Raw genomic sequence first — 21,874 nt, forward strand, 5'->3', positions numbered from 1 at the left:
ATCCGCGACATGGTCTTCGCATGACGAATCACTACGAAGCCGCAGACGGCTCGAACAAGCCGATGTCGACGATGTCCAGCCCGGCCGAACTCGCCGACGCTCTCCCCTACTTGATGGGCTTCCATCCCGACGACAGCGTGGTCCTGGTGGCGAAACACGGCATGGGGCACGGCTTCGGAGGCCGGGTGCGCCTGGGCATCCCCGATGAGACGGAGGACTGGCCGCTCATCGCCGAACAGCTGGTCGCCTGCCTGGTGACCGGCAGCGAGCGGCACCTGGTCCGACCGGCCGGCGTCGTGATCTACCTCTGCCAGGATCCGCGCGGCGGCGAGGCGCCGCAGCAGGTCATGGAGCGACTGCGTCCGCTGGCCGAAGCCCTCCTCGTCGCCTGCGGGAGCCAAGGAGTCACGGTCGAGGAAGCCCTCTGCCTCTCCGCGGGTCGCTACTGGTCGTACGTATGCGTCGACGCCCGCTGCTGTCCGCCCGCAGGGACCCCCATGGCCTTGCCGGGCACGTCCGTCGCCGCGGCAGCCGCAACGTACGCGGGGCTTCACATGCATGGCAGCCTGCGCCAGATGGAGGCCCGCTTCGCGCCCCCGCGCGGGGCCGGCGCGGCGAGCTTGAAGAGCGCCCTGGACGCGGCGGCGTCGGCGCTCGTGCCGCGCATGGTGTTGGACGACGAGGGCGACCAGGTCGCAGAAGAGACCCTGGCGGCCGCGGCTCGCGTCATGGAGAGGCTTCGTGAGGCGCCTCCCTCGGGCGGAGCGGTGGAGTCCGACCGACGGGACGATCAGCTGATCGGGGACCGTGAGGGCGCCGACCTCCTCCTCGGCCTGCAAGTGCGCGAGACCCGTGACAGGGCAGCCGAGTGGATGGAGGGCGAGGAGGCCGCCCTCGCGCTGCGCCTCTGGCGGGCACTGGCGCGGCGCTGCGTCGCACCGTACATGGAGTTCGCCACGGCGCCTCTGTCCCTTGCGGGTTGGGTCGCGTGGTCGCTGGACGACGAACCCGAGGCCAGGGTCGCCCTCGGCCTCGCCCTCGACCTCGACCCCGTCTACACCTTCGCGCAACTCCTGCACCGCGCCTGCAATCAAGGGCTGGACGTCGAGGAGGTTCGCCGCTGCCTGCGCGACGAACTGCACGGGGCCCACGGTCCGGCGCACAAGGCCCTTTCGAAGAACGCGGCCCAAGCTCCTGCGTGTGGTCGGGGAACTCAACTCGCCCTCCCACACGAGCAGTCGAGCTCTCGTGAGAGGAAGCAGGGCTGCGCACACCGGCGTTCGACGAAGGAATCCCCGGGAGCCGCGCCCGACTCGACGGGAGCACCCGCAGACCCGACAGCTTCCGGCCAACCCCAGGAGTTCTCGGCCGACCAGGCCTCGCCCAGGACCGAGAGTGCCGAGGCCGCCAATCCCTCCACCCGCAGGCCGCACCCCCTGCCGCGCGCCGTGCAGGGTCAGTCACCGCGCCCGGCGGTCGGATCGAGGGCCCGCCGCAGGGGGCGCCCCCGGCCCGTGGACCGCATCAGCCCCCAGCTCCCCAGGCAGCTGCGCCGAAACCTCTGCATGCCACCGACGGCCAAACCGACGAAGAGCACCGGTGGACCCCAGGGGCGCACCCGGCGCGACGGCGGGCGCCCGCAGCGCAGCCCGGTACGCGGATCGGACCGCTCCCGGGCCCCGAAGGGCGGTGGTCGGCAGAACGGGCGGCGGTGAGGCATGCGAGCCAAGCTCGGCCGGATGATCTCTGAGGAAGTAGCGAAGGGAGTGTTTATCGTCAGGCAGACGACTATGATCGCGGCATGTCGCCCTACGACCCGTCGGCCTTCCCGCCCTTTGCTGTCACCGTCGACCTGGTGGTGCTGACCGTGCGTCGGCATTCCCTCTGCGCGTTGGCGGTCCGGCGAGGTGAAGCGCCGTTCCAGGGGCGCTGGGCACTGCCCGGAGGATTCGTGCGGGACGACGAGGACCTGGCGACGGCTGCCGCTCGGGAGCTGGAGGAGGAGACCGGCCTGTGCGCGCACGACCCCGGAACGCTTGCTGCTCCGGGCAACGGCGCGCACCTCGAACAGCTCGCCACGTATGGAGACCCGAAGCGTGACCCTCGCATGAGGGTTGTGAGCGTCGCGCATCTCGCCCTCGCGCCCGACCTGCCCGCTCCCAAGGCGGGCGGGGACGCGCACAGTGCGCGGTGGGCGCCGGTCGAGACGTTCCTCGAGCCGGAGGACGAGGAGACCGGGGCGCTCGCCTTCGACCACTCGCAGATCCTCGCGGACGGCGTGGAGCGGGCCCGGTCGAAGATCGAGTACTCCTCACTGGCCACGGCGTTCTGCCCGCCGGAGTTCACCGTGGGTGAGCTGCGCAGGGTGTACGAGGCAGTGTGGGGCGTCGCTCTCGACCCGCGGAACTTCCACCGCAAGGTGACCGGTACGCCGGGCTTCCTGGTGCCCACGGGCGGGACCACCACGCGCCAGGGCGGTCGCCCCGCCCAGCTGTTCAGGGCGGGCGGAGCAACGCTCCTCAACCCGCCGATGCTGCGACCCGAGGTCTGATGCTGCGTCTCGAGCTCTGACCTTGAGCTCGATCTCGTCGCGTACCGACCTGACCCCCACCCACCACTCCTCCGTTCTCAACTCCCCAGGATCAGCAGCGGGGGATGTCTTCATCGCGCCCACGGGCCGCTGAGCCATGCGCTCATGAGTTGTCGCGCCATGCCCCGCGCGCTGTGCGAATTGAGCCGTACACATGGGCGAACTGCTGTGCGTGCAGCACCAGCTGAGGGTGGTGATGGGCACACCCGGGACTTCGTATCTGACCGAAAAGCCGGAAATAGAGGGTTATCTTGCTGACGTACTCACGGGGTCTGTCCGTCCCCGAACAGGCGGACTGCCCACCGGCCGCCGAGCGGTCGCCACTTTCCGCGAGAGAAGCGATGATCCAGGCAACCGGACTGACCAGCAATCCCCGTCGGGGCCTGCCACCCGCCGTCGACGACGTGTCCTTCGAGGCGCGGGCCGGCCGGGTCACGGCCCTGCTCGGCCGCACCGACGCCGGCATGAGTGTGGTCCTACGACTGATGCTCGAACTGCAACCCGGCCGCGGTGTCACGTACTTCAGGGGACGACCTCTGCACCGCATCGCGCATCCCGCACGCGAAGTCGGCGTTCTGCTCGGCGAGGTGCCGGGGCACCCCGGGCGCTCGGTGCGCGGTCAACTGCGCATGCTGTGCGCGGCCGCAGGGGTGCCCGTGTCCAGGGCCGACGAGGTGCTGGAGGTCGTCGGCCTCGTCAGCCTGCGCGATCAACGCCTCGGCACGCTGTCGCGCGGCATGGACCGCCGACTCGGCCTGGCATGCGCGCTCCTCGCCGATCCGCACACCCTGGTGCTCGACTCGCCCGCCGATGGCCTCTCCGCCCGTGAAGGCGGCTGGGTGCACACCATGCTTCGAGCGCACGCCGACCAGGGCGGCACCGTGTTGTTCACGACCGGCGACGCGAAGGAGGCCGCCCGAGTCGCCGACCAGGTCGTCACGGTCGAGCAGGGCAAGCTGGTGGCGGACCAGAAGGCCGGGGACTTCGCCCGTACCCGGCTCCGTCCTCGCGTCGCCGTCCGTTCCCCGCATGCCGCGAGGCTCGGTGTGCTGCTCACCAAGGAGGCGAGGGCGGGCAAGCGTTCACTGGAAGTCGTCCGCGAGGACGGCAACAGGCTTTCGGTGTACGGAAGCAATTGCGCCGAAGTGGGGGAGACGGCTTTCCGGCACGGTGTGCTGATTCACCAACTCGCAGATGAGGAGGGTGACTTGGTCCCCACCAAACCCTCCTTGAGCAGAGCCTCAAGTTCGGGATCGGGATCGGCCGAACTCGCAAGCCGCCCCGAGCCCTCCACTCCACCCAGCCCAGCCATCCCGTCCATCCCGTCCAGGCCGTCCAGCCCGCGGGAGGCCTATCTCGGGCGAAGCGCGGACGTGTCACGCGGTGGCGCCGCCGTCGAGTCCATCACCGAGGCGCACGTCCCAGATGCCACGCCGACAACCGCTCTCAGAAGAGTCAGAAGGCTCGCAGCAGTCACAACTCGGGCCTCCAGAAAGGAACTTCCCCTCCTCCCTCCGCCCATCACGGCCCGCCCGGCCCGCAGCCCTCTGCGGCCCCTGCGCTACGAGGTGCGGAGGGCCGCCGGGATCCGAACGGGCTATGTGACGGCCTTCCTGGTGGTCGCCGTCTCGACCGTGATGGCTCTCTACCTCGCGCGCGCCGGCCACACCCCGCTGCCTCGCCTGCTCGCGGCCTGGCCCTACGAACTCCCGCTGGCCCCAGCCGCGATGGGGGCCGGTCTGCTCGGTGCGCTGTCCTTCGGGGACGAGTTCCGGCACCCCGCCCTCGCCGCCGACCGCGGATCGGTACCGCGAAGACTCGGCCTGCTCGTCGCCAAGCTCGTGGTCTGCGCGGGCACCGCGGTGTTGCTCGCCGTGGCGACGGTCGTGACCGACGGGCTGGTGCTGCACGTCGTGTACGGCGAAGAAGTGACACGCCTGCCGGTGGACTGGCCTGATATGGCGGCGAGTTGGCTCGCTCTCAGTGTCGCCTGCTCCTGGGCCGGGCTGCTCGCGGCGGGCGTCTTCCGGTCCACAACGGCGGGGTTGGCGGCGCTGCTCGCCGTACCCGTCGTGCTCGTACCCGTCGTGGAGAAGCTCCTTGCAGAGCCTTCGGCGCGGTCGGCGGTGGGACTGCCGGGGCGGTTGCGCGAGGTGACGCTCGTGCAATGGCCCGCGAAGGGCGATCGGTTCATCGCCGGGCTGGTGCACATGATCGCCCAACCTGTCGGCAGCGCATTGGTGTTGAGCCTGGCCGCACTGCTGTGCGCCTATCTGCTGACAGGGCTGCGAAGCAGAGCGAGATAGTGCCGTGCCGCGCTGTCCCTTGCAGGGCTTGAGCGCAACTGCCCGCAGGATTACGGGAGGAGAGTCGTTTCTGTCGGATAAGGCGTCAATTGCGGCGGGGTAGGCGATCACCCTTTCGTGTGCTTTTCACCAAAGACCTCAAGGGGGTTGAGCGCTGAGCCGACAAAAGATCCGTGAGTACCCTTGCGCACACCATGATGACCGCCGCCCGCTCCGCCGACACCGGCCTCGCAGGACCGGGCGAACTCGACCGCTACCCCTACGCGGAGGCCCCCTCGACCGGCCGTGTCGGCGTTCCCTCCTGGGAGAGTTCGGATCCCGATCTGAACCGCGCCGGCCGGCGCGCGGCGGGCAGCCGAGGCCGCGGGCTGCACGGCCAACTCGTCCAGCAGCTCGGCCAGATGATCGTTTCCGGCGACCTGGGGGCGGACCGCCCGCTGGTTCCCGAGGAGATCGGTCAGCGATTCGAGGTCTCCCGCACTGTCGTCCGCGAATCGCTCCGCGTGCTAGAGGCCAAGGGGCTGGTCAGTGCCCGCCCCAACGTCGGCACGCGCGTGCGACCGGTCAGCGACTGGAACCTGCTCGACCCGGACATCATCGAGTGGCGCGCCTTCGGCCCGCAGCGGGACGACCAGCGTCGCGAACTGAGTGAGCTGCGCTGGACGATCGAGCCGCTGGCCGCCCGGCTCGCGGCCGGTCACGGTCGTGAGGACGTCCAGCAGCGCCTGGTCGACATGGTCGAGATCATGGGCCACGCCCTCGGGCAGGGAGACTCCGTCACGTTCTCCCGCGCCGACGCCGAGTTCCACTCCCTGCTCATCCAGGTCGCGGGCAACCGCATGCTGGAACACCTCTCGGGGATCGTCTCGGCCGCGCTGCAGGTGTCCGGAGGCCCGGTGACCGGCTGCGACCGCCCCACCGAGTCGGCCGTCGCGCACCACGCGCGCATCGTCGAGGCGCTCGGTGCCGCGGACGGCGTCGGCGCCGAGACCGCGATGCGCCAACTGCTCACCGTCCACCCGGACGTGGAGCGTGTGGTCCCGGCCCCCCGCGAGCACTGAACTGCCCGCGCTCCGCCCGCGCCGCCAGGTGTGTACGGCGGACTCGAGGGCGACCGCGTACGCCTTCTTCGCTCACGGTCCGTGCTTCGTCGTGCGTGCCCGGTCATGCGCCTGGGGCGAGGATTGCACGGCCGCCAGGCGCGTCGCCCGCGTCGGCAGCGTCGGCGGGCCGTTCGTGTCGGCGGTCGGCGGTCGGTGGTGGCGGAGTCGCCGGGACCCGGCCGGGCCCGGCGGCCCGCGTGCGTGAAGCCGTCCTCCACCCGGCTTCGGGGTGAAACAGGAGTGCGGCGCTCGGCTTTGGGCACACGTAATTGAGGGCGTATGTCCCATAGCCACTGTTATCGATGGTTACGGGGTGTGACTCGGGCCACGCAGATTGGGCGTAACGCTCCACCGGGTAGCGCGATGACCTAAGAGGTGACAGCCGAGGAGGGAATACAGCCGCCGCATGCGGCGCTGTGCAGCTCTGACGCCCCGCCCGCGCCGTCGGCCAATTCCCAGCCGTCGGCAGTCGGCTCCGGTCCACAGTGGACGGGGCCGGAAGCCGTTTCCATCGTTCCGAGAGGTTGTTCGTGTCGGCCAGCACATCCCGTACGCTCCCGCCGGAGATCGCCGAGTCCGAGTCTGTGATGGCGCTCATCGAGCGGGGAAAGGCCGAGGGGCAGATCGCCGGCGATGACGTGCGTCGGGCCTTCGAAGCTGACCAGATTCCGGCCACTCAGTGGAAGAACGTTCTGCGCAGCCTCAACCAGATCCTCGAGGAAGAGGGTGTGACGCTGATGGTCAGTGCCGCGGAGTCGCCGAAGCGCCCCCGCAAGAGCGTCGCAGCGAAGAGTCCGGCCAAGCGCACCGCCACCAAGACCGTGGCGGCCAAGACGGCGACCGCGAAGAAGGCCACGGCCACTACCGCCGCGACTGTCTCCGCAGCCGCAGAGACGACGGCCGAAGAGGCCGCCCCCGCGAAGAAGGCCGCCGCCAAGAAGACGGTGGCGAAGAAGACCGCGGCGAAGAAGACCACCGCCAAGAAGACGGCGGCGAAGAAGACCGCGGCAAAGAAGGACGACGACCTGCTCGTCGCCGACGAGCCGATCGAGGAGACCCCGGCCGCGGCCAAGCCCGGTGAGGAAGAGGAGGAGACCGGCGGCGAGGCCAAGGGCTTCGTCCTCTCCGACGACGACGAGGACGACGCTCCTGCCCAGCAGGTCGCCGTCGCCGGCGCCACCGCCGACCCGGTCAAGGACTACCTCAAGCAGATCGGTAAGGTCCCGCTGCTCAACGCCGAGCAGGAGGTGGAGCTCGCCAAGCGCATCGAGGCCGGTCTGTTCGCCGAGGACAAGTTGGCCAACGCCGACAAGCTCGCCCCCAAGCTCAAGCGCGAGCTGGAGATCATCGCCGAGGACGGCCGCCGCGCCAAGAACCACCTCCTGGAGGCCAACCTCCGTCTGGTGGTCTCCCTGGCGAAGCGCTACACCGGCCGCGGCATGCTCTTCCTGGACCTGATCCAGGAGGGCAACCTCGGTCTGATCCGCGCGGTCGAGAAGTTCGACTACACCAAGGGCTACAAGTTCTCCACGTACGCGACGTGGTGGATCCGTCAGGCCATCACCCGCGCCATGGCCGACCAGGCACGCACCATCCGTATCCCGGTGCACATGGTCGAGGTCATCAACAAGCTCGCGCGTGTGCAGCGCCAGATGCTCCAGGACCTGGGCCGTGAGCCCACCCCGGAGGAGCTGGCCAAGGAACTCGACATGACCCCCGAGAAGGTCATCGAGGTTCAGAAGTACGGCCGCGAGCCCATCTCCCTGCACACCCCGCTGGGCGAGGACGGCGACAGCGAGTTCGGTGACCTCATCGAGGACTCCGAGGCCGTCGTCCCGGCCGACGCGGTCAGCTTCACGCTCCTCCAGGAGCAGCTGCACTCCGTGCTCGACACCCTGTCCGAGCGCGAAGCGGGCGTCGTCTCCATGCGGTTCGGTCTCACCGACGGTCAGCCGAAGACCCTCGACGAGATCGGCAAGGTGTACGGCGTGACGCGTGAGCGCATCCGCCAGATCGAGTCGAAGACCATGTCGAAGCTCCGTCACCCGTCGCGCTCCCAGGTGCTGCGCGACTACCTCGACTAGGTCGCAGGCAGTTCGTACGAGGCAAGGGCCCGGATTCCAGGAGGAGTCCGGGCCCTTTGTCGTGCGCCTTCGCGCCGTCTGTGCACCCGTGCGCGGGTGCGGCGCGCGCGTCGGTGGTCGACGCTGAGCGAGTAATGAGCAACTCAGCGTCAGGAGAGCGTATGCGCCGTGGTCCCTTCGTCAGAGCGCTGTCGGGTTTACTCGCCCCGCTGGCGGCGGCAGTTGTGCTGCCTCTGACGGTGCCTGCTCCGGCGGTTGCCGACTCGGTGGTCGTCGGCGGTCAGCCGGTCCAGGTGGCCGAGCATCCCTGGGTGGTGGCGATCGCCAGTCGTGACCGGTTCGGAGGTACGCGGTCGGGGCAGTTCTGCGGCGGTGCCGTAGTGGACCGGCGCACCGTGCTGACGGCCGCCCACTGCATGAGCGAGGACGTGCTCGGGGTCCCGCCGAGCGAAGTGCCCGACCTGAAAGTCATCGCGGGCCGCGGCGATCTGCGGACGAACGAGGGCCGCGAAGTCACCGTGCGTCGAGTGTGGGTGAACAAGGAGTACGACAGCGTCACCAACTCCGGGGACGTCGCGGTGCTCACCCTCGCCAAGTCGCTGCCCGAGTCGTCCGTGGTCCCCATGGCACGCGAGGGGAACGCCGCGTACGAACCGGGGACGGTGGCCTCGGTGTACGGCTGGGGTGACACGACCGGTGCCGGTGACTACGCGCGTACGCTGCGTGCCGCCCGCGTACGGGTGTTGTCCGACAGCGTCTGCGAACGGGCCTACCCGGGCAGTGTCGACGGAAGGTACATGGCCAACTCCATGCTGTGCGCGGGGGAGCCAAAGGGTGGCCGGGACGCCTGCCAGGGGGACAGCGGTGGGCCGTTGCTGGCCCGAGGGCGGCTGATCGGCCTGGTCTCGTGGGGTGACGGCTGTGGCGAGCCGGGCAATCCGGGTGTCTATACGCGGATCTCCGAGGTGCTGCCGTTGGTGTCGAAGGCGCAGGGCGCGGCGGGAGGCTCGCGCCGCTGAGTAGCCGTCAGAGGCGCTGCGGGGGTCTCTGGGGCTCCCGCAGCGCTCTATGCGGTGCCGCAGTGCGGTAGTTGTACGCGACGCCGTGAGAGGTACGAGAGCGGGCGGTCACCCTGGTCGGGGTGGCCGCCCGCTGTGCCGGCCCTGGGCCGGTGCTGGCTCGTCGTGATGCGAAGTGTCAGCGATCCTCGTCAGTGACGTTTGCCGGGACGGCGGTCAGCCGCTCCGTCTCGTCCTGTATCTCAGCGGCGATCTTCTTGAGTTCCGGCTCGAACTTGCGACCGTGGTGGGCGCAGAAGAGCAGTTCACCGCCGCTCATCAGGACGACGCGCAGGTATGCCTGGGCGCCGCAGCGGTCGCAGCGATCAGCGGCCGTCAGGGGGCTCGCGGGGGTCAGAACAGTAGTCACGTCGCCTCTTCTCTAGCTCGACGAGCTGTCGTACCAGGGTCAACATCCAACCAGGCCGAAAACGTTCCCGATCTTGGCTTTTCCTCGAAATTTTCTTCCGAGGCGGCTGTCTGCTGCCGGTTGGCGGCGAATGTGCCGTATTACGTCTTCTACGGTTTTCGCGTGGGTTTGCAGAGTCTTACTTGCCGTCTTCAGTTGTGGTCCAGCTCTGTCCTCCCCGGCCCAAGGTGTGGCCGGTTGTTCATGAGGACGTGCCCGGAGCCTAAATGGTTCATGCCTGCTTGGGAACGTGATGTGAGCATCACCCCATCGAGGGATCGAACATCCATACGGCCCTGGACTAGGGTGGCGTCAGTCGAGGGTGGCGTTACATCGGCTCTACCAGGCCTCGGTACCCTCTGAGCGGCGACCGATGCCGACCCCCTCTCCAGGGGGTCCCAACAGAAATTCAGCGAGGAGCGAAACGCGTGACCGCCGAGACGTCCGTGTCGTCCACAGAGCTGCTTTCCGGGGCAGACCGGGACGGTTCCAACTACACCGCGCGGCACCTGCTCGTCCTCGAGGGGCTCGAAGCGGTTCGCAAGCGTCCGGGTATGTACATCGGCTCGACCGACAGCCGCGGTCTGATGCACTGCCTCTGGGAGATCATCGACAACTCCGTGGACGAGGCCCTGGGCGGGCACTGCGACCACATCGACGTGATCCTCCACGAGGACGGTTCGGTGGAGGTGCGGGACAACGGCCGCGGCATCCCCGTGGACGTCGAGCCCAAGACCGGCATCTCCGGTGTCGAGGTCGTCATGACCAAGCTGCATGCCGGCGGAAAGTTCGGCGGCGGCTCCTACGCGGCCTCCGGCGGTCTGCACGGTGTGGGTGCTTCCGTGGTGAACGCACTGTCGGCCCGCCTCGACGTCGAGGTCGACCGCAGCACCGTGCACTCCATCAGCTTCCGGCGTGGTGTCCCCGGCTCCTTCCACGGCGAGGGACCCGATGCCGAGTTCACCCCGGGCAGCGGCCTGACCAAGGGCAAGCGCGTTCCCAAGGGGCGCACGGGAACCCGCGTCCGCTACTGGTCGGACGCGCAGATCTTCCTCAAGGACGCCAAGCTCTCCCTGGAGCACCTGCACCAGCGCGCCCGTCAGACCGCGTTCCTCGTCCCGGGCCTGACCATCGTCGTGAGCGACGAGCGGGATCTGGACGGGATCGGCAAGAGCGAGGAGACCTTCCGCTTCGACGGCGGCATCAGCGAGTTCTGCGAGTTCCTCGCCACGGACAAGCCGATCTGCGACGTCGTGCGCCTCTCCGGGCAGGGCTCCTTCAAGGAGACCGTGCCGGTCCTCGACGACCGCGGGCACATGACACCCACCGAAGTCACCCGGGAACTCGGCGTGGACATCGCGCTGCGCTGGGGCACGGGGTACGACAGCACGATCAAGTCGTTCGTGAACATCATCGCGACGCCCAAGGGCGGCACCCACGTCACCGGCTTCGAACGCTCCGTGACCAAGACGGTCAACGAAGTCCTGCGTACGCAGAAACTGCTGCGCGTCGCCGAGGACGACATCGTCAAGGACGACGCCCTGGAGGGCCTCACCGCGGTCGTCACCGTGAGGCTCGCCGAGCCGCAGTTCGAGGGGCAGACCAAGGAGGTGCTCGGCACCTCGGCGGCCAACCGGATCGTGTCCAATGTCGTGGCCAAGGAGCTCAAGACCTTCCTGGCGTCCACCAAGCGGGACGCGAAGGCGCAGGCGCGGGCCGTCCTGGAGAAGACGGTCGCCGCCGCGCGTACGCGGATCGCGGCCCGTCAGCACAAGGAGGCGCAGCGTCGGAAGACCGCCCTCGAGTCCTCCACGCTGCCCGCGAAGCTCGCGGACTGCCGCAGCGACGACGTGGACCGCAGCGAGCTGTTCATCGTCGAGGGTGACTCCGCGCTCGGCACGGCCAAGCTCGCCCGCAACTCCGAGTTCCAGGCGCTGCTTCCGATCCGCGGCAAGATCCTCAACGTTCAGAAGGCGTCCGTCTCGGACATGCTGAAGAACGCCGAGTGCGGCGCGATCATCCAGGTCATAGGAGCGGGGTCCGGGCGGACCTTCGACATCGACGCCGCGCGCTACGGCAAGATCATCCTGCTGGTCGACGCCGATGTGGACGGCGCCCACATCCGCGTCCTGCTACTCACGCTCTTCCAGCGGTACATGCGGCCGATGGTGGAGGCCGGCCGGGTCTTCGCCGCCGTGCCGCCGCTGCACCGCATCGAGCTGGTCCAGCCCAAGAAGGGCCAGGACAAGTACGTCTACACCTACTCGGACAACGAACTGCGGTCCACGCTCCTGGAGTTCGAGCGCAAGGGTGTGCGCTACAAGGACTCGATCCAGCGGTACAAGGGCCTCGGCGAGATGGATGCGGACCAGCTCGCGGAGACCACCATGGACCCGCGGTACCGCACTCTGCGCCGTATCAACATCAGCGACCTGGAGTCCTCGGAGAAGGTCTTCGACCTCCTCATGGGCAACGAGGTGGCGCCGCGCAAGGAGTTCATCACCAGCTCGGCCGCCACGCTTGACCGCTCGCGTATCGACGCCTGAGGGCGCCCGGACCGACCGGCCTTGTCGGGCCCGCCTCTCCGCCTGCGGGTGGAAGGCGGGCCCGACCCGTACCCGCTGGGCTTCCGCAGGCTTGCCCGGCAAGCGCCCGGTCACCTGATGGGGTGAAGCGGGGGGATTGAAGTGTCGGGATCTTCACGTTCTGCCCATCCTTGGGCACGCGGCCGAAGTGCGCCGCGGACGAGGAGAGTTCGGGTGGACAAGCACGAAGATCGCGACGCCGGGAAGGTCCGGCTCAGCGATCCCGGTGAGCTCGACGACCCCTGGCAGGACGCACTCGCCTCGGGATGGGGCGAGTTGGAGACCGCCGGGCCGCCCGCCTCACCCGTACCGCAGGCGCGGGGGCCGGCGCAGGACGGGCCGGGCACGCCCACCGTGAGCGCGGCCGACATCTACCTCGAAGTGCAGCGGAGCCCCGCGTTCCAGGAAGTCCGCCGCAGGTACCGGCGGTTCGTCGTGCCGGCCTGTATCGCCTTCTTCGTCTGGTACGTGGCGTACGTGGTGGCGGCGACCACCGCGCCCGAGCTGATGGCGCGGCCGGTGGCGGGCTCGGTGAACGTGGCGATGGTCGCGGGGCTCGGACAGTTCCTGTCCACGTTCCTGCTGACCTGGGCGTACGCCCGGCATGCGCGGCTGCGCCGGGACCGGCTCGCGCTCGAACTGCGCTGGGAAACCCAGGAGTTGACCAGGGGGGCCGAGCGGTGAGCGGGGATCACCAGACCCTGGCGGTCGTCCTGTTCAGCGTGTTCGTCGCCGTGACGCTGGTGATCACCACCTGGGCGAGCCGGAAACGGCACGGCACGGCCGAGGAGTTCTATGCGGGCGGACGGCTGTTCACGCCGATGGAGAACGGTTTCGCCATCGCCGGTGACTACATGTCGGCGGCCTCCTTCCTCGGCATCGCCGGACTGATCGCGCTCTACGGCTACGACGGACTGCTGTACTCCGTGGGCTTCCTCGTCGCCTGGCTCGTCGTGCTGTTCCTGGTGGCTGAACTCGTGCGCAACTGCGGCCGGTTCACGCTCGCCGATGTCGTGGCGGCGCGGATGAAAGAACGGCCCGTGCGGATCGCGGCGGGAACTTCTTCCGTGACCGTGTCCGTTCTCTATCTGGTGGCGCAGATGGTGGGGGCGGGCAGCCTGGTCGCGCTGCTGCTCGGCGGGACGAGCGGGGCGGCACGGAACTGGACGGTCGTCGGTGTCGGCGCGCTCATGGTCGTCTATGTGTCGTTGGGAGGGATGCGGGCCACCACGTGGATCCAGATCGTCAAGGCAGTGCTGCTGATGGGCGGGGCGATCGCGCTCACCGTGCTCGTCCTGGTGCGCTTCCACGGCGACTTCAACCAGCTGCTCAGTACGGCGGCGGAGCGCAGCGGGCACGGGGAGAGGTTCCTCGGCCCCGGCCTGAAGTACGGCGGGAGTTGGACGGCCCGGTTCGACTTCATCAGCCTGGGTCTCGCGCTCGTGCTCGGCACGGCGGGGCTGCCGCACATCCTGTCGCGCTTCTACACCGTGCCCACGGCGCGTGCCGCGCGGTGTTCGGTGGTCTGGTCGATCGGGCTGATCGGCGGCTTCTACCTGATGACGGTGGTGCTCGGGTTCGGGGCCGCGGCGATCGTCGGCTCGGCGGAGGTGCGGCGCTCCAACCCGGCCGGAAACACAGCGGTTTCACTGCTCTCGCTCGACCTCGGCGGGGGCGCGGACTCCACCGGAGGGACGATCCTGTTCGCGATCGTCGCCGCCGTCGCATTCGCCACGATCCTGGCGGTCGTCGCGGGCATCACGCTCGCCTCGTCGGCGTCCGTCGCGCACGACCTGTGCGCATCGCTGCGCAGCCGTCGTAAGCCCGTCAAGCCGCGCAGCGAGGTCGCCGTGGCGCGGGTCGCGGCCGTGGGCATCGGGGCGGTCGCGATCGCGCTCGGACTGCTCGCGCGCGACCTGAATGTCGCGTTCCTCGTCGGCCTCGCCTTCGCCGTCGCGGCCTCCGCCAACCTGCCGGTGCTGCTGTACTCGCTGTTCTGGCGCGGCTTCACGACGCGCGGCGCGGTCTGGTCGGTGTACGGCGGTCTGGTGCCCGCCCTGGTCCTGGTCGTGCTGTCGCCGGTGGTCTCCGGCAGCCCCGCATCGATCTTCCCCGGCGTCGACTTCCAGCTGTTCCCGCTGCGGAACCCCGGCCTCGTCTCGATCCCGCTCGGCTTCCTCGCGGGCTGGATCGGCACCGTGACGTCGAAGGAGTCGCCGGACGAGGCCAAGCACGCGGAGACCGAGGTGCGCTCCCTCACCGGAGCCGGGGCGGTGTGAGAAGCGGAGGGAGTCAGTCCGCCGCGCCGCCCGACTTCGCCCACGCATACCGGTGTTCGGGCCGGCCCGTGTCCCCGTACTTGAGGGAGAGGCGGACTCGGCCGGAGCGTTCCAGGAGCTTGAGGTAGCGCTGGGCGGTCTGGCGGCTGAGGCCGGTGCGGTCCGCGAGCTCCTGGGCGGAGAGCGGGCCGTCGGCGGCCATCATCGCGCGCCGGACCAGCTCGGCGGTGCTCGGCGAGTGGCCCTTGGGAAGTGATGGCTCGGGCGTGGCCGAGAGAGCGCCGAAGATCCGGTCCACCTCGGCCTGTTCGGCCTCGCCGCCGCTGTCGAGGGTGCGCCGCAGATTCGCGTACGCCTCCAGCTTCGCGCGCAGGCCGCCGAAGGTGAACGGCTTGACCAGGTACTGCAGCGCGCCGTGCCGCATCGCGGCCTGGACGGTGGCCACGTCGCGTGCCGCGGTCACCATGATCACGTCGGTCTGGTGGCCGCGCTCGCGCAGCAGCCGTACGACGTCGAGGCCGGTGCGGTCCGGCAGGTAGTGGTCGAGCAGCACCAGGTCGATGGCCGTGTCGCCGGACACCGACTCCTCGACCAGGCGCAGCGCTTCGGCCCCGGTGTGCGCCTGGCCAGCGACGTGGAAGCCGGGGACCTTCGCGACATAGGCGGCGTTGACCCCGGCCACGCGGACGTCGTCGTCGACCACCAGCACATTGATCTCGCTCAAGAGTGCTCCTCCGCGTGCGCGAGCTCCGGTTCGGTGAGGGCCTCCGGCAGGACGACGGTGAACTCCGCGCCGCCGCCCGGGGCTTCGTCCACATGGGCGCTGCCGCCCTGGCGCTCGGCGAGCCTGCGCACCAGGGCGAGGCCGATGCCGCGCTTGCCGTGGGCGGGCGGCTCCTTCGTCGACCAGCCCTCCGTGAAGATCAACTGCCGTTGTTCGGGGGCCACTCCGGACCCCGAGTCCCGTACCCGCAGCTCCACCGCGCGGCCCTCGGCGCGCAGCGAGACCTCCACCCGCGGATCCCGGCTGCCGACCGCGGCGTCCAGGGCGTTGTCGACGAGGTTGCCCGCGACCGTCACCAGGCCCTGCGGGTCGATCAGCCGGTCCGGCAGCCGCGTGTCGGCGGAGAGTCCCAGCGAGACCCCGCGCTCCGCCGCGACCGCGACCTTGCCGACCATGAGCGCCGCGAGCAGCGGGTCGTGCACCTTCTCCGTGACCTGCTCGGCGGTGGCCCGGTGAGAGCCGACCGTCTCGCCGACGAACTCCACGGCGTCCTCGTACATCTCCAGTTCGAGCAGGCCGAGCAGTGTGTGCAGATGGTTGGCGTGCTCGTGGTCCTTGGCGCGCAGGGCGTCGATCAGGCCGCGCGTGGAGTCCAGCTCGCGGCCAAGGCGCTCCAGCTCGGTGCGGTCGCGGAGGGTGGCGACGGCGCCGCCGTCGTCCGTGGGCATGCGGTTGGCGACCAGGACGCGCTGGCCGCGCACCGTCAGCAGGTCGGTGCCGGTGGCACGGCCCGCGAGCACATCGGTCGTACGGCCTGCGCCGAGCGCCTCGTCCAGGGGCTTGCCGATGGCCTCGGGGCCGAGCGTGAGCAGCCGTTGCGCCTCGTCGTTGAGCAGCCGGATGCGGCCGTTCCGGTCGAGCGCGACGACGCCCTCACGGATGCTGTGCAGCATCGCCTCGCGTTCCGCGAGCAGCGCCGAGATATCGGAGAAGGCCAGGTCACGGGTCTGCTTCTGGACTCGCCGCGCGATCAGATAGGCGGCAAGGGCGCCGACGGCCAGGGCTCCGCCCGCGTACGCGAAGAGCCCGGGGATGGAGTGGATCAGGCGGTCGCGGACGCTGTCGTACTCGATGCCGACCGAGACCGCGCCGACGATGTCTCCGTCCGCCTCGCGCAGCGGCACCTTGCCGCGGGCGGAGCGGCCGAGGGTGCCGTCGTCGATCTCCATGACGTCGCGTCCGGCGAGCGCCTCGCTGGGGTCGGTGGAGACGACCTTGCCGACCTCGGCCGGGTTGGAGTGCGACCAGCGCACTCCGCGCTCGTTCATGATCACGATGTACTCGGCACCGGTCGCCTTCCGGATCCGTTCGGCCTCGGCCTGGACGGGGCCGTCCGGGCTTGGCCGGCTCCCGGTCAGGTCCTCGGCGACCTGCGGATGCGCCGCCGTGGTCTGCGCGATGGCGAGGGCGCGGCGCATCGCCTGGTCGTCGAGCTGATCGCTCAGCGGCGCCAGGAACAGGCCGGTGGCGAGCACCGCGACGCCCGCGGCGATCGCCAGCTGCATCATCAGCACCTGCGAGAAGACCCGCCGCGGCAGGCCGATGCGCATCCTGCGCCCACCGCTCACGGCGACGGCGCCTTCCGGCCCGGACCCCGGGGGAGTACTGCGTTCATGCAGAAACGGTACGGCGTCGAGCGGGTCAGCGGTCAAAGCCCGTCCAGGTCACGGACAGGGGCGCCGCGCGCTGAGCCTGCCGGGTGCCGGTCGGGGCGGCGGCCTGTGCCGCTGCGCCGCCGGTCGTCGAGGGGCCCGGTCCGTCCGGTACGGGCTCCGGTCGTACGGCGATCACGTCCATGCGGCCCGGTGTGCCGAGTGCGGCGCCGCAGCTCTCCTGGCGCGGGGGCAGCGAGGCGCCCTGGGCGACCGTGACCCGCCAGTGGCGCCCGTCCACATGTGCCACGACCACATCCCAGCGCGGCGCGGCCCCCGGCGTACGGGCGTCGTCACCGGCGTCCGTGGTACGGACCACGGACAGCACCCCCGCCCGGTCCTCGCCACTCGCTCTGCGCACCGCGAGCTCCGCCGCCTGCCCCGGCCGCTCCCAGGCGGAGCCGCCCCGGCACCCGTCCAGGACGACGCGTCCTTCGCGGGCCGCCGCGAGCGCCCGGCGCACCTCGTCGGTGCCGACCCGCCCGTACGCGTATCCGTACGGCAGCACGAGCAGCGTGGGGGAGAAGCGGTGGCCGCCGAGGTGCGTGACCTCCCAGGCGCCGGGCTCGCCGACGGCGGTCAGCTCGGCGGCGAGCGGGCGGCCGAGCAGGGCGCAGCAGCGGTCCCGCTTGCCGTTGGTGCAGACGAGGGCGAGGGGTGCGCCGGTGTGCGGCGCGGCGTCGAGGGCCCGGTCGAAGCTGTGGTGGTCGCCCTTGCCGAGGGCGGTGAAGTCCAGCCGGAGCAGCCGCGCCGGGTCGTCGATGACCGCGCTGTGCAGCCAGGTGCTCGCGGAGCGGGGGTCGACGTGGGCCGCGTACACCTGCCGGCGGGCCGCTGTGTGGAAGTCCGCGTGGCGGCCGGGGCGGCGGATCAGGGCGACGCGTACGCCGGTGCCCTCGGCGGCGGCTTCCAGGGCGCGGCCCAGTTCCGGGTCCAGGTGGCTGGAGGTGAGGGCCTTGGCGCCCCAGGGGCCGGACTGTTCGAGGAGGAGCCAGGTCCTCGCGGTGGCGGCGGTGCCGGCGACGGGTTCGTTCAGGTCCCGGGAGATGGTGGCGCACGTACTCACGCAGGTGAGCCTAGCCTGAGGTGGGGAGCGGGGCGTCGAGGCCAGGGGGTACACGGGCCGGTCTCGTAACGCGTTCCGTGGATCGGTTCTTACGGCTCCGGTCACGATCCGTACGGCCGGTCAAGATCCGTAAGGCCGGTCGAGATCCGTAAGGCACCGGTCAAGATCCGTACGGCTCCGATGAGTTCGCACAAGTTCGCACAATCCCGCAAAAAGAACGCAAGACTTTCGCTAATCTTGCATTCATGACGCGACGACTTGCTCAGGTGGCCAAGAAGGTCGGGGTCAGCGAGGCCACGGTCAGTCGGGTGCTCAACAACAAGCCCGGCGTCTCGGAGGCCACCCGCGAGTCCGTGCTCTCCGCGCTCGACGTGCTGGGGTACGAGCGTCCGACGCAGTTGCGGGGGGAGCGCGCCCGGCTCGTCGGCCTGGTTCTTCCGGAGCTGCAGAACCCGATCTTCCCGGCGTTCGCCGAGGTCATCGGCGGCGCCCTCGCTCAGCAGGGCCTCACCCCGGTCCTGTGCACGCAGACCAAGGGGGGCGTGTCCGAGGCGGACTATGTGCAGCTGCTGCTCCAACAGCAGGTGTCCGGCGTGGTGTTCGCGGGCGGGCTCTACGCGCAGGCGGACGCCCCGCACGACCACTACCGCCTGCTCGCCGACCGCAAGATCCCGGTCGTCCTGGTCAACGCGGCCATCGAGCACCTCGGGTTTCCCGGCGTCTCCTGCGACGACGCGGTCGCGGTCGAGCAGTCCTGGCGGCATCTGTCCTCGCTCGGCCACGAGCGCATCGGCCTGGTCCTCGGCCCCGCCGACCACCAGCCGTCCCAGCGCAAGCTCGCGGCCGCGCGGGCGGCGGCGGAGGCGGGCGGCGGGCAGCTGCCGGACGAGTACGTGGCGCGGGCGATGTTCTCCCTGGAGGGTGGACAGGCCGCGGCCGCAAGGCTGTTGGAGCGCGGCGTCACCGGGGTCATCTGCGCCAGCGACCCGATCGCGCTCGGTGCGGTGCGCGCGGCGCGACGGCGCGGCCTCGACGTACCCGGCGAGGTGTCCGTGGTCGGCTTCGACGACTCGGCGTTCATGAACTGCACCGAGCCCCCGCTGACCACGGTGCGCCAGCCCATCGAGGCGATGGGCCGCGCGGCGGTCGAGCTGCTCGCCCTGCAGATCGCCGGAAGCGCGGTACCGGCCGAAGAGCTGCTGTTCGAGCCGGAGTTGGTGGTGCGCGGGTCTACGGGGCAGGTGCGGCGCGGGTGACCTGGCAGGACCCGTGCCGGTGAGGGGCACCCGCAGGGCATCAGCCCCAGTTGCGTTCCTGACGCCTGCTTGTTGAGGAATTGCACCATAAGCGCGCCGGAGTGACGCTGGTCGGGCTTGCCGGGTCCTCGGCGCGCTGTTTCTCGGCGTCAGGCCTCGGGAATGTCCGCCTTCGCCCGCACCAGCGTCTCCCGGCTGATCACCACGATCCGCTCGTGGTCGGCACGCGCGGCGTCGGCGGGAAGTTCGGCGTCGAGTGCCGCTGTGGCCTCCGTACCGATGACGGCGAAGTTCCCGTCGCTCAGCTCGAAGATGTCCGGACAGGTCTCGCCGGAGAGGCTGCCGCGCTCACGAGGAGACGCGCCGATGCGACGCACGATCTTCAAGGGGATCCCCGGTCCTTGGAGTTGAGGTAAGGGCGGGGAAAGGTTAGCCCCTGGGAGCTCGTGTCATCGACGCGTTGTAGTCCAAGTGGGGGGCGCAGGTAGGGGCCTCAACTTCCGCTATTCCACCGGCGGTTCCCCCACCACCCACCACTCGTCCGTCTCCGCCTCCTCAAGATCGTGGATGAGGTCGTCCACCATGCGTCCTACCTTCGCCTCGTCCGACGAGGCCTTGAGGCTGGCGCGCTGCTGGCGGGTGGCCGCCCAGTAGTCCCGGAAGATGCTGTTCTGGCAGGTCACCCGCAGATGGCCGTGGAGACCTTCGAGGCTGACGTTGCCGACGCGGTACGCGTGCAGGGCGTTCGTGTAGATCGCGTTGGCGAACAGGTACTGGCGGCGGGTCGTCGGCGGTGCGTCGATGGTGCTGAGGACGGCGGCGAGATCCGGATCGCTCATGGCGGTGGTGAGCAGTTCGAGCTGGAGCCGGTGCTGGTTCGTGAGGTCGGTGTGGTGCTGGCGGCGTTCCGCCTGCTCCAGGCGTTCGAGCCGCTGCCGCAGTTCGGCGTACTGCCGCTCCGCGTACCGCAGTTCGGCGTTGCGCAGCTCCGTGTGCCGTCGTTCCGCGAGGCGAAGCTCTCTGACGGTGAGGGCTACGAGCGCGCCCACGGCGAGGGCGCGCGCGGCCGTGGAGCCGATGCTGCGCGTTCCGGATTTCTGTGTGGCCATGTCAACCCCCGAGTCGGGCGACCGTCCGCCGGGCGTCGGGTGTGCGGGTCGACGGGGGAGCTGGACCGGCGAGCGGTGGGCGGCGCGCTTGCCGCCTCCCAGGATGCCGAGCGGCGTTGATCGGCTGGAGGCGGAGCAGAGAGGTGGTGGCGCACGGAGGCGTGCGAATGTCCTTACAACCGGCGCCGTTCCCCATGTGTGCCCCGCGTACGCCGCTAACAATCGTTCACATTGCGCCCCCGGGGGCGTACGGGCCGTGGTTTCCGTGCCACTCGGGAGCGCATCGAGGGGCGCACTTATCCTGGCCGGGGCCCGGTCGGTGTCCGCTCGGCCCATGCCGGGACCGAGTAGAGGTCCGCGCCGGGGCCGCGCCGGGGCCGCGCCGGGGCCGGGTCGGGGCCAGCGAGGTCAGGTGCAGTTCTGTACGAAAGGCGCAGTGTGAGCAAGCAGCAGATCCCCGTCGTCGTCCTCGCGGGGTTTCTGGGGTCCGGCAAGACGACCCTCCTCAACCAGCTCCTGAAGCACAGCGGCGGCAACCGCATCGGCGTCGTCGTCAATGACTTCGGAGCCATCGAGATCGACGCCATGTCGGTCGCCGGGCAGGTGGGTTCCACCGTCTCGCTCGGCAACGGCTGCCTGTGCTGTGCCGTCGACGGCAGTGAACTCGACGCGTACCTGGAGAAGTTGACCCGCCCCTCCGTAGGCCTCGACGTGATCGTCATCGAGGCGAGCGGCCTGGCCGAGCCGCAGGAACTGGTGCGCATGCTGCTCGCCAGCGACAACCCGAACATCGTGTACGGCGGTCTCGTCGAGGTCGTCGACGCCGCCGAGTTCGACGCCACCAGGGAGAAGCACCCCGAGATCGAGCGGCATCTCGCGCTCGCCGACCTCGTCGTCCTCAACAAGACCGACCGGGTCGAGGCCGCTGACCTGTCACGGCTGCGCGCGAGCGTGGAGGGCTTCGCGGACGGGGCCGCGGTCGTCGAGTCGACGTATGGGCGGATCGACCCGGAGCTGCTCTTCGACGGCAAGCCCAAGGGGGAGCGCTTCGGGCAGCTGTCCTTCGACGACCTGCCCGACGAGGGTGGTCTCCCCGACGAGGACCTGCGCGACAACGACCTGCCCGACGAGGGCGTTCTCCCCGACGAGGACGGTCTCCACGGGGAGCACCGCCACGTCCACCTGCACGCCGCCTACGACAGCGTCTCCTTCACCACCGACGTCGCCCTGCACCCCCGCCGTCTCCTCGACTTCCTCGACGAGCGACCCGAGGGGCTCTACCGCATCAAGGGATTTGTCGACTTCGGCCCGCACGACCCGCGCAACCGCTACACCCTGCACGCCGTCGGCCGCTTCCTGCGCTTCTACCCGGAGCCGTGGCCCCGCGACGCCGAGCGCGGCACACAGCTCGTCCTCATCGGCTCCGGCGTCGACGGCCCCGCCCTGCACACCGCCCTGGAGCACTGCCGCGACGACGAACCGCAGGACGCCGGCCTCGAAGAGGTCATGTGGGGCGTCCTGCGGTACGTGGACGAACGCGAGCCCGAGCCCGAGCCCCAGACCGAGAGCCTGGAGCCCGAACCGGCGGAGTAG

Annotated in this window: 17 protein-coding genes; 11 read left to right on the forward strand and 6 right to left on the reverse strand. The window is 70.1% G+C overall.

What is annotated here, in order from left to right; all coding sequences use genetic code 11:
- Window positions 1–20: 20 nt before the first annotated feature.
- The 6 genes from RCO28_RS13515 to RCO28_RS13540 all read left to right on the forward strand — a co-directional run bounded on the left by RCO28_RS13515 (window position 21) and on the right by RCO28_RS13540 (window position 9,102).
- Window positions 21–1,715, forward strand: coding sequence for a DUF4192 domain-containing protein (locus RCO28_RS13515; RefSeq protein WP_308941313.1), 1,695 nt, complete (start codon window positions 21–23; stop codon window positions 1,713–1,715).
- A gap of 86 nt (window positions 1,716–1,801) precedes the next feature.
- Window positions 1,802–2,551, forward strand: coding sequence for an NUDIX hydrolase (locus tag RCO28_RS13520; RefSeq protein ID WP_308941314.1), 750 nt, complete (start codon window positions 1,802–1,804; stop codon window positions 2,549–2,551).
- Window positions 2,552–2,931: 380 nt separating this feature from the next.
- Window positions 2,932–4,896, forward strand: a complete 1,965-nt coding sequence (locus RCO28_RS13525; RefSeq protein ID WP_308941315.1) for an ATP-binding cassette domain-containing protein — start codon at window positions 2,932–2,934, stop codon at window positions 4,894–4,896.
- Between the two features lie 173 nt (window positions 4,897–5,069).
- On the forward strand, window positions 5,070–5,957 hold the full coding sequence (locus tag RCO28_RS13530) for a FadR/GntR family transcriptional regulator (protein ID WP_308941316.1): 888 nt from the start codon (window positions 5,070–5,072) through the stop codon (window positions 5,955–5,957).
- A gap of 566 nt (window positions 5,958–6,523) precedes the next feature.
- Complete coding sequence (locus tag RCO28_RS13535; RefSeq protein ID WP_308941317.1) at window positions 6,524–8,083, forward strand: RNA polymerase sigma factor; 1,560 nt, start codon at window positions 6,524–6,526, stop codon at window positions 8,081–8,083.
- Window positions 8,084–8,244: 161 nt separating this feature from the next.
- The gene (locus tag RCO28_RS13540) at window positions 8,245–9,102 is read left to right on the forward strand and encodes a serine protease (protein ID WP_308941318.1); all 858 of its coding nucleotides are present in this window, start codon (window positions 8,245–8,247) and stop codon (window positions 9,100–9,102) included.
- 178 nt (window positions 9,103–9,280) lie between these two features.
- On the opposite strand, the gene RCO28_RS13545 is transcribed toward RCO28_RS13540, so the two are convergent.
- Window positions 9,281–9,511: a hypothetical protein gene (locus RCO28_RS13545; protein ID WP_308941319.1), complete on the reverse strand. Its 231-nt coding sequence runs from the start codon at window positions 9,509–9,511 to the stop codon at window positions 9,281–9,283.
- A 467-nt stretch (window positions 9,512–9,978) separates the two neighbouring features.
- On the opposite strand from RCO28_RS13545, the gene RCO28_RS13550 reads away from it, so the two are divergent.
- The 3 genes from RCO28_RS13550 (at window position 9,979) to RCO28_RS13560 (ending at window position 14,414) form a co-directional block, all read left to right on the forward strand.
- Entirely contained in the window at window positions 9,979–12,096 is a 2,118-nt protein-coding gene (locus RCO28_RS13550; RefSeq protein ID WP_308941320.1) for a DNA topoisomerase IV subunit B, read from the forward strand.
- 213 nt (window positions 12,097–12,309) lie between these two features.
- Window positions 12,310–12,819: a DUF485 domain-containing protein gene (locus tag RCO28_RS13555; protein WP_308941321.1), complete on the forward strand. Its 510-nt coding sequence runs from the start codon at window positions 12,310–12,312 to the stop codon at window positions 12,817–12,819.
- Window positions 12,816–14,414, forward strand: a complete 1,599-nt coding sequence (locus tag RCO28_RS13560) for a cation acetate symporter (protein ID WP_308941322.1) — start codon at window positions 12,816–12,818, stop codon at window positions 14,412–14,414. Before RCO28_RS13555 ends, RCO28_RS13560 begins: the two co-directional genes overlap by 4 nt.
- 13 nt (window positions 14,415–14,427) lie before the next feature.
- Here the strand turns inward: RCO28_RS13560 and RCO28_RS13565 are convergent, their stop codons facing one another.
- From RCO28_RS13565 to RCO28_RS13575, 3 genes are all read right to left on the reverse strand, one after another.
- Window positions 14,428–15,129, reverse strand: coding sequence for a response regulator (locus RCO28_RS13565; RefSeq protein WP_374991163.1), 702 nt, complete (start codon window positions 15,127–15,129; stop codon window positions 14,428–14,430).
- A gap of 5 nt (window positions 15,130–15,134) precedes the next feature.
- On the reverse strand, window positions 15,135–16,748 hold the full coding sequence (locus RCO28_RS13570; RefSeq protein WP_308941569.1) for a sensor histidine kinase: 1,614 nt from the start codon (window positions 16,746–16,748) through the stop codon (window positions 15,135–15,137).
- A 91-nt stretch (window positions 16,749–16,839) separates the two neighbouring features.
- Window positions 16,840–17,916, reverse strand: a complete 1,077-nt coding sequence (locus RCO28_RS13575; protein WP_308941324.1) for a sucrase ferredoxin — start codon at window positions 17,914–17,916, stop codon at window positions 16,840–16,842.
- Window positions 17,917–18,161: 245 nt separating this feature from the next.
- On the opposite strand from RCO28_RS13575, the gene RCO28_RS13580 reads away from it, so the two are divergent.
- Window positions 18,162–19,172 (forward strand): LacI family DNA-binding transcriptional regulator, encoded by a 1,011-nt coding sequence (locus RCO28_RS13580; protein ID WP_308941325.1) that lies wholly within the window; start codon window positions 18,162–18,164, stop codon window positions 19,170–19,172.
- 149 nt (window positions 19,173–19,321) lie between these two features.
- Here RCO28_RS13580 and RCO28_RS13585 read toward each other — a convergent pair whose 3' ends face one another.
- Together RCO28_RS13585 and RCO28_RS13590 are read right to left on the reverse strand one after the other, a co-directional pair.
- On the reverse strand, window positions 19,322–19,558 hold the full coding sequence (locus RCO28_RS13585) for a hypothetical protein (protein ID WP_308941326.1): 237 nt from the start codon (window positions 19,556–19,558) through the stop codon (window positions 19,322–19,324).
- A gap of 117 nt (window positions 19,559–19,675) precedes the next feature.
- Window positions 19,676–20,281: a DUF6082 family protein gene (locus RCO28_RS13590; protein WP_308941327.1), complete on the reverse strand. Its 606-nt coding sequence runs from the start codon at window positions 20,279–20,281 to the stop codon at window positions 19,676–19,678.
- 438 nt (window positions 20,282–20,719) lie between these two features.
- Between RCO28_RS13590 and RCO28_RS13595 the strand changes: the two genes are divergently transcribed.
- Window positions 20,720–21,874 (forward strand): GTP-binding protein, encoded by a 1,155-nt coding sequence (locus RCO28_RS13595; protein ID WP_308941328.1) that lies wholly within the window; start codon window positions 20,720–20,722, stop codon window positions 21,872–21,874.

The sequence above is a fragment of the Streptomyces sp. LHD-70 genome, assembly GCF_031157275.1.
In the GTDB taxonomy this organism is placed as follows: domain Bacteria; phylum Actinomycetota; class Actinomycetes; order Streptomycetales; family Streptomycetaceae; genus Streptomyces.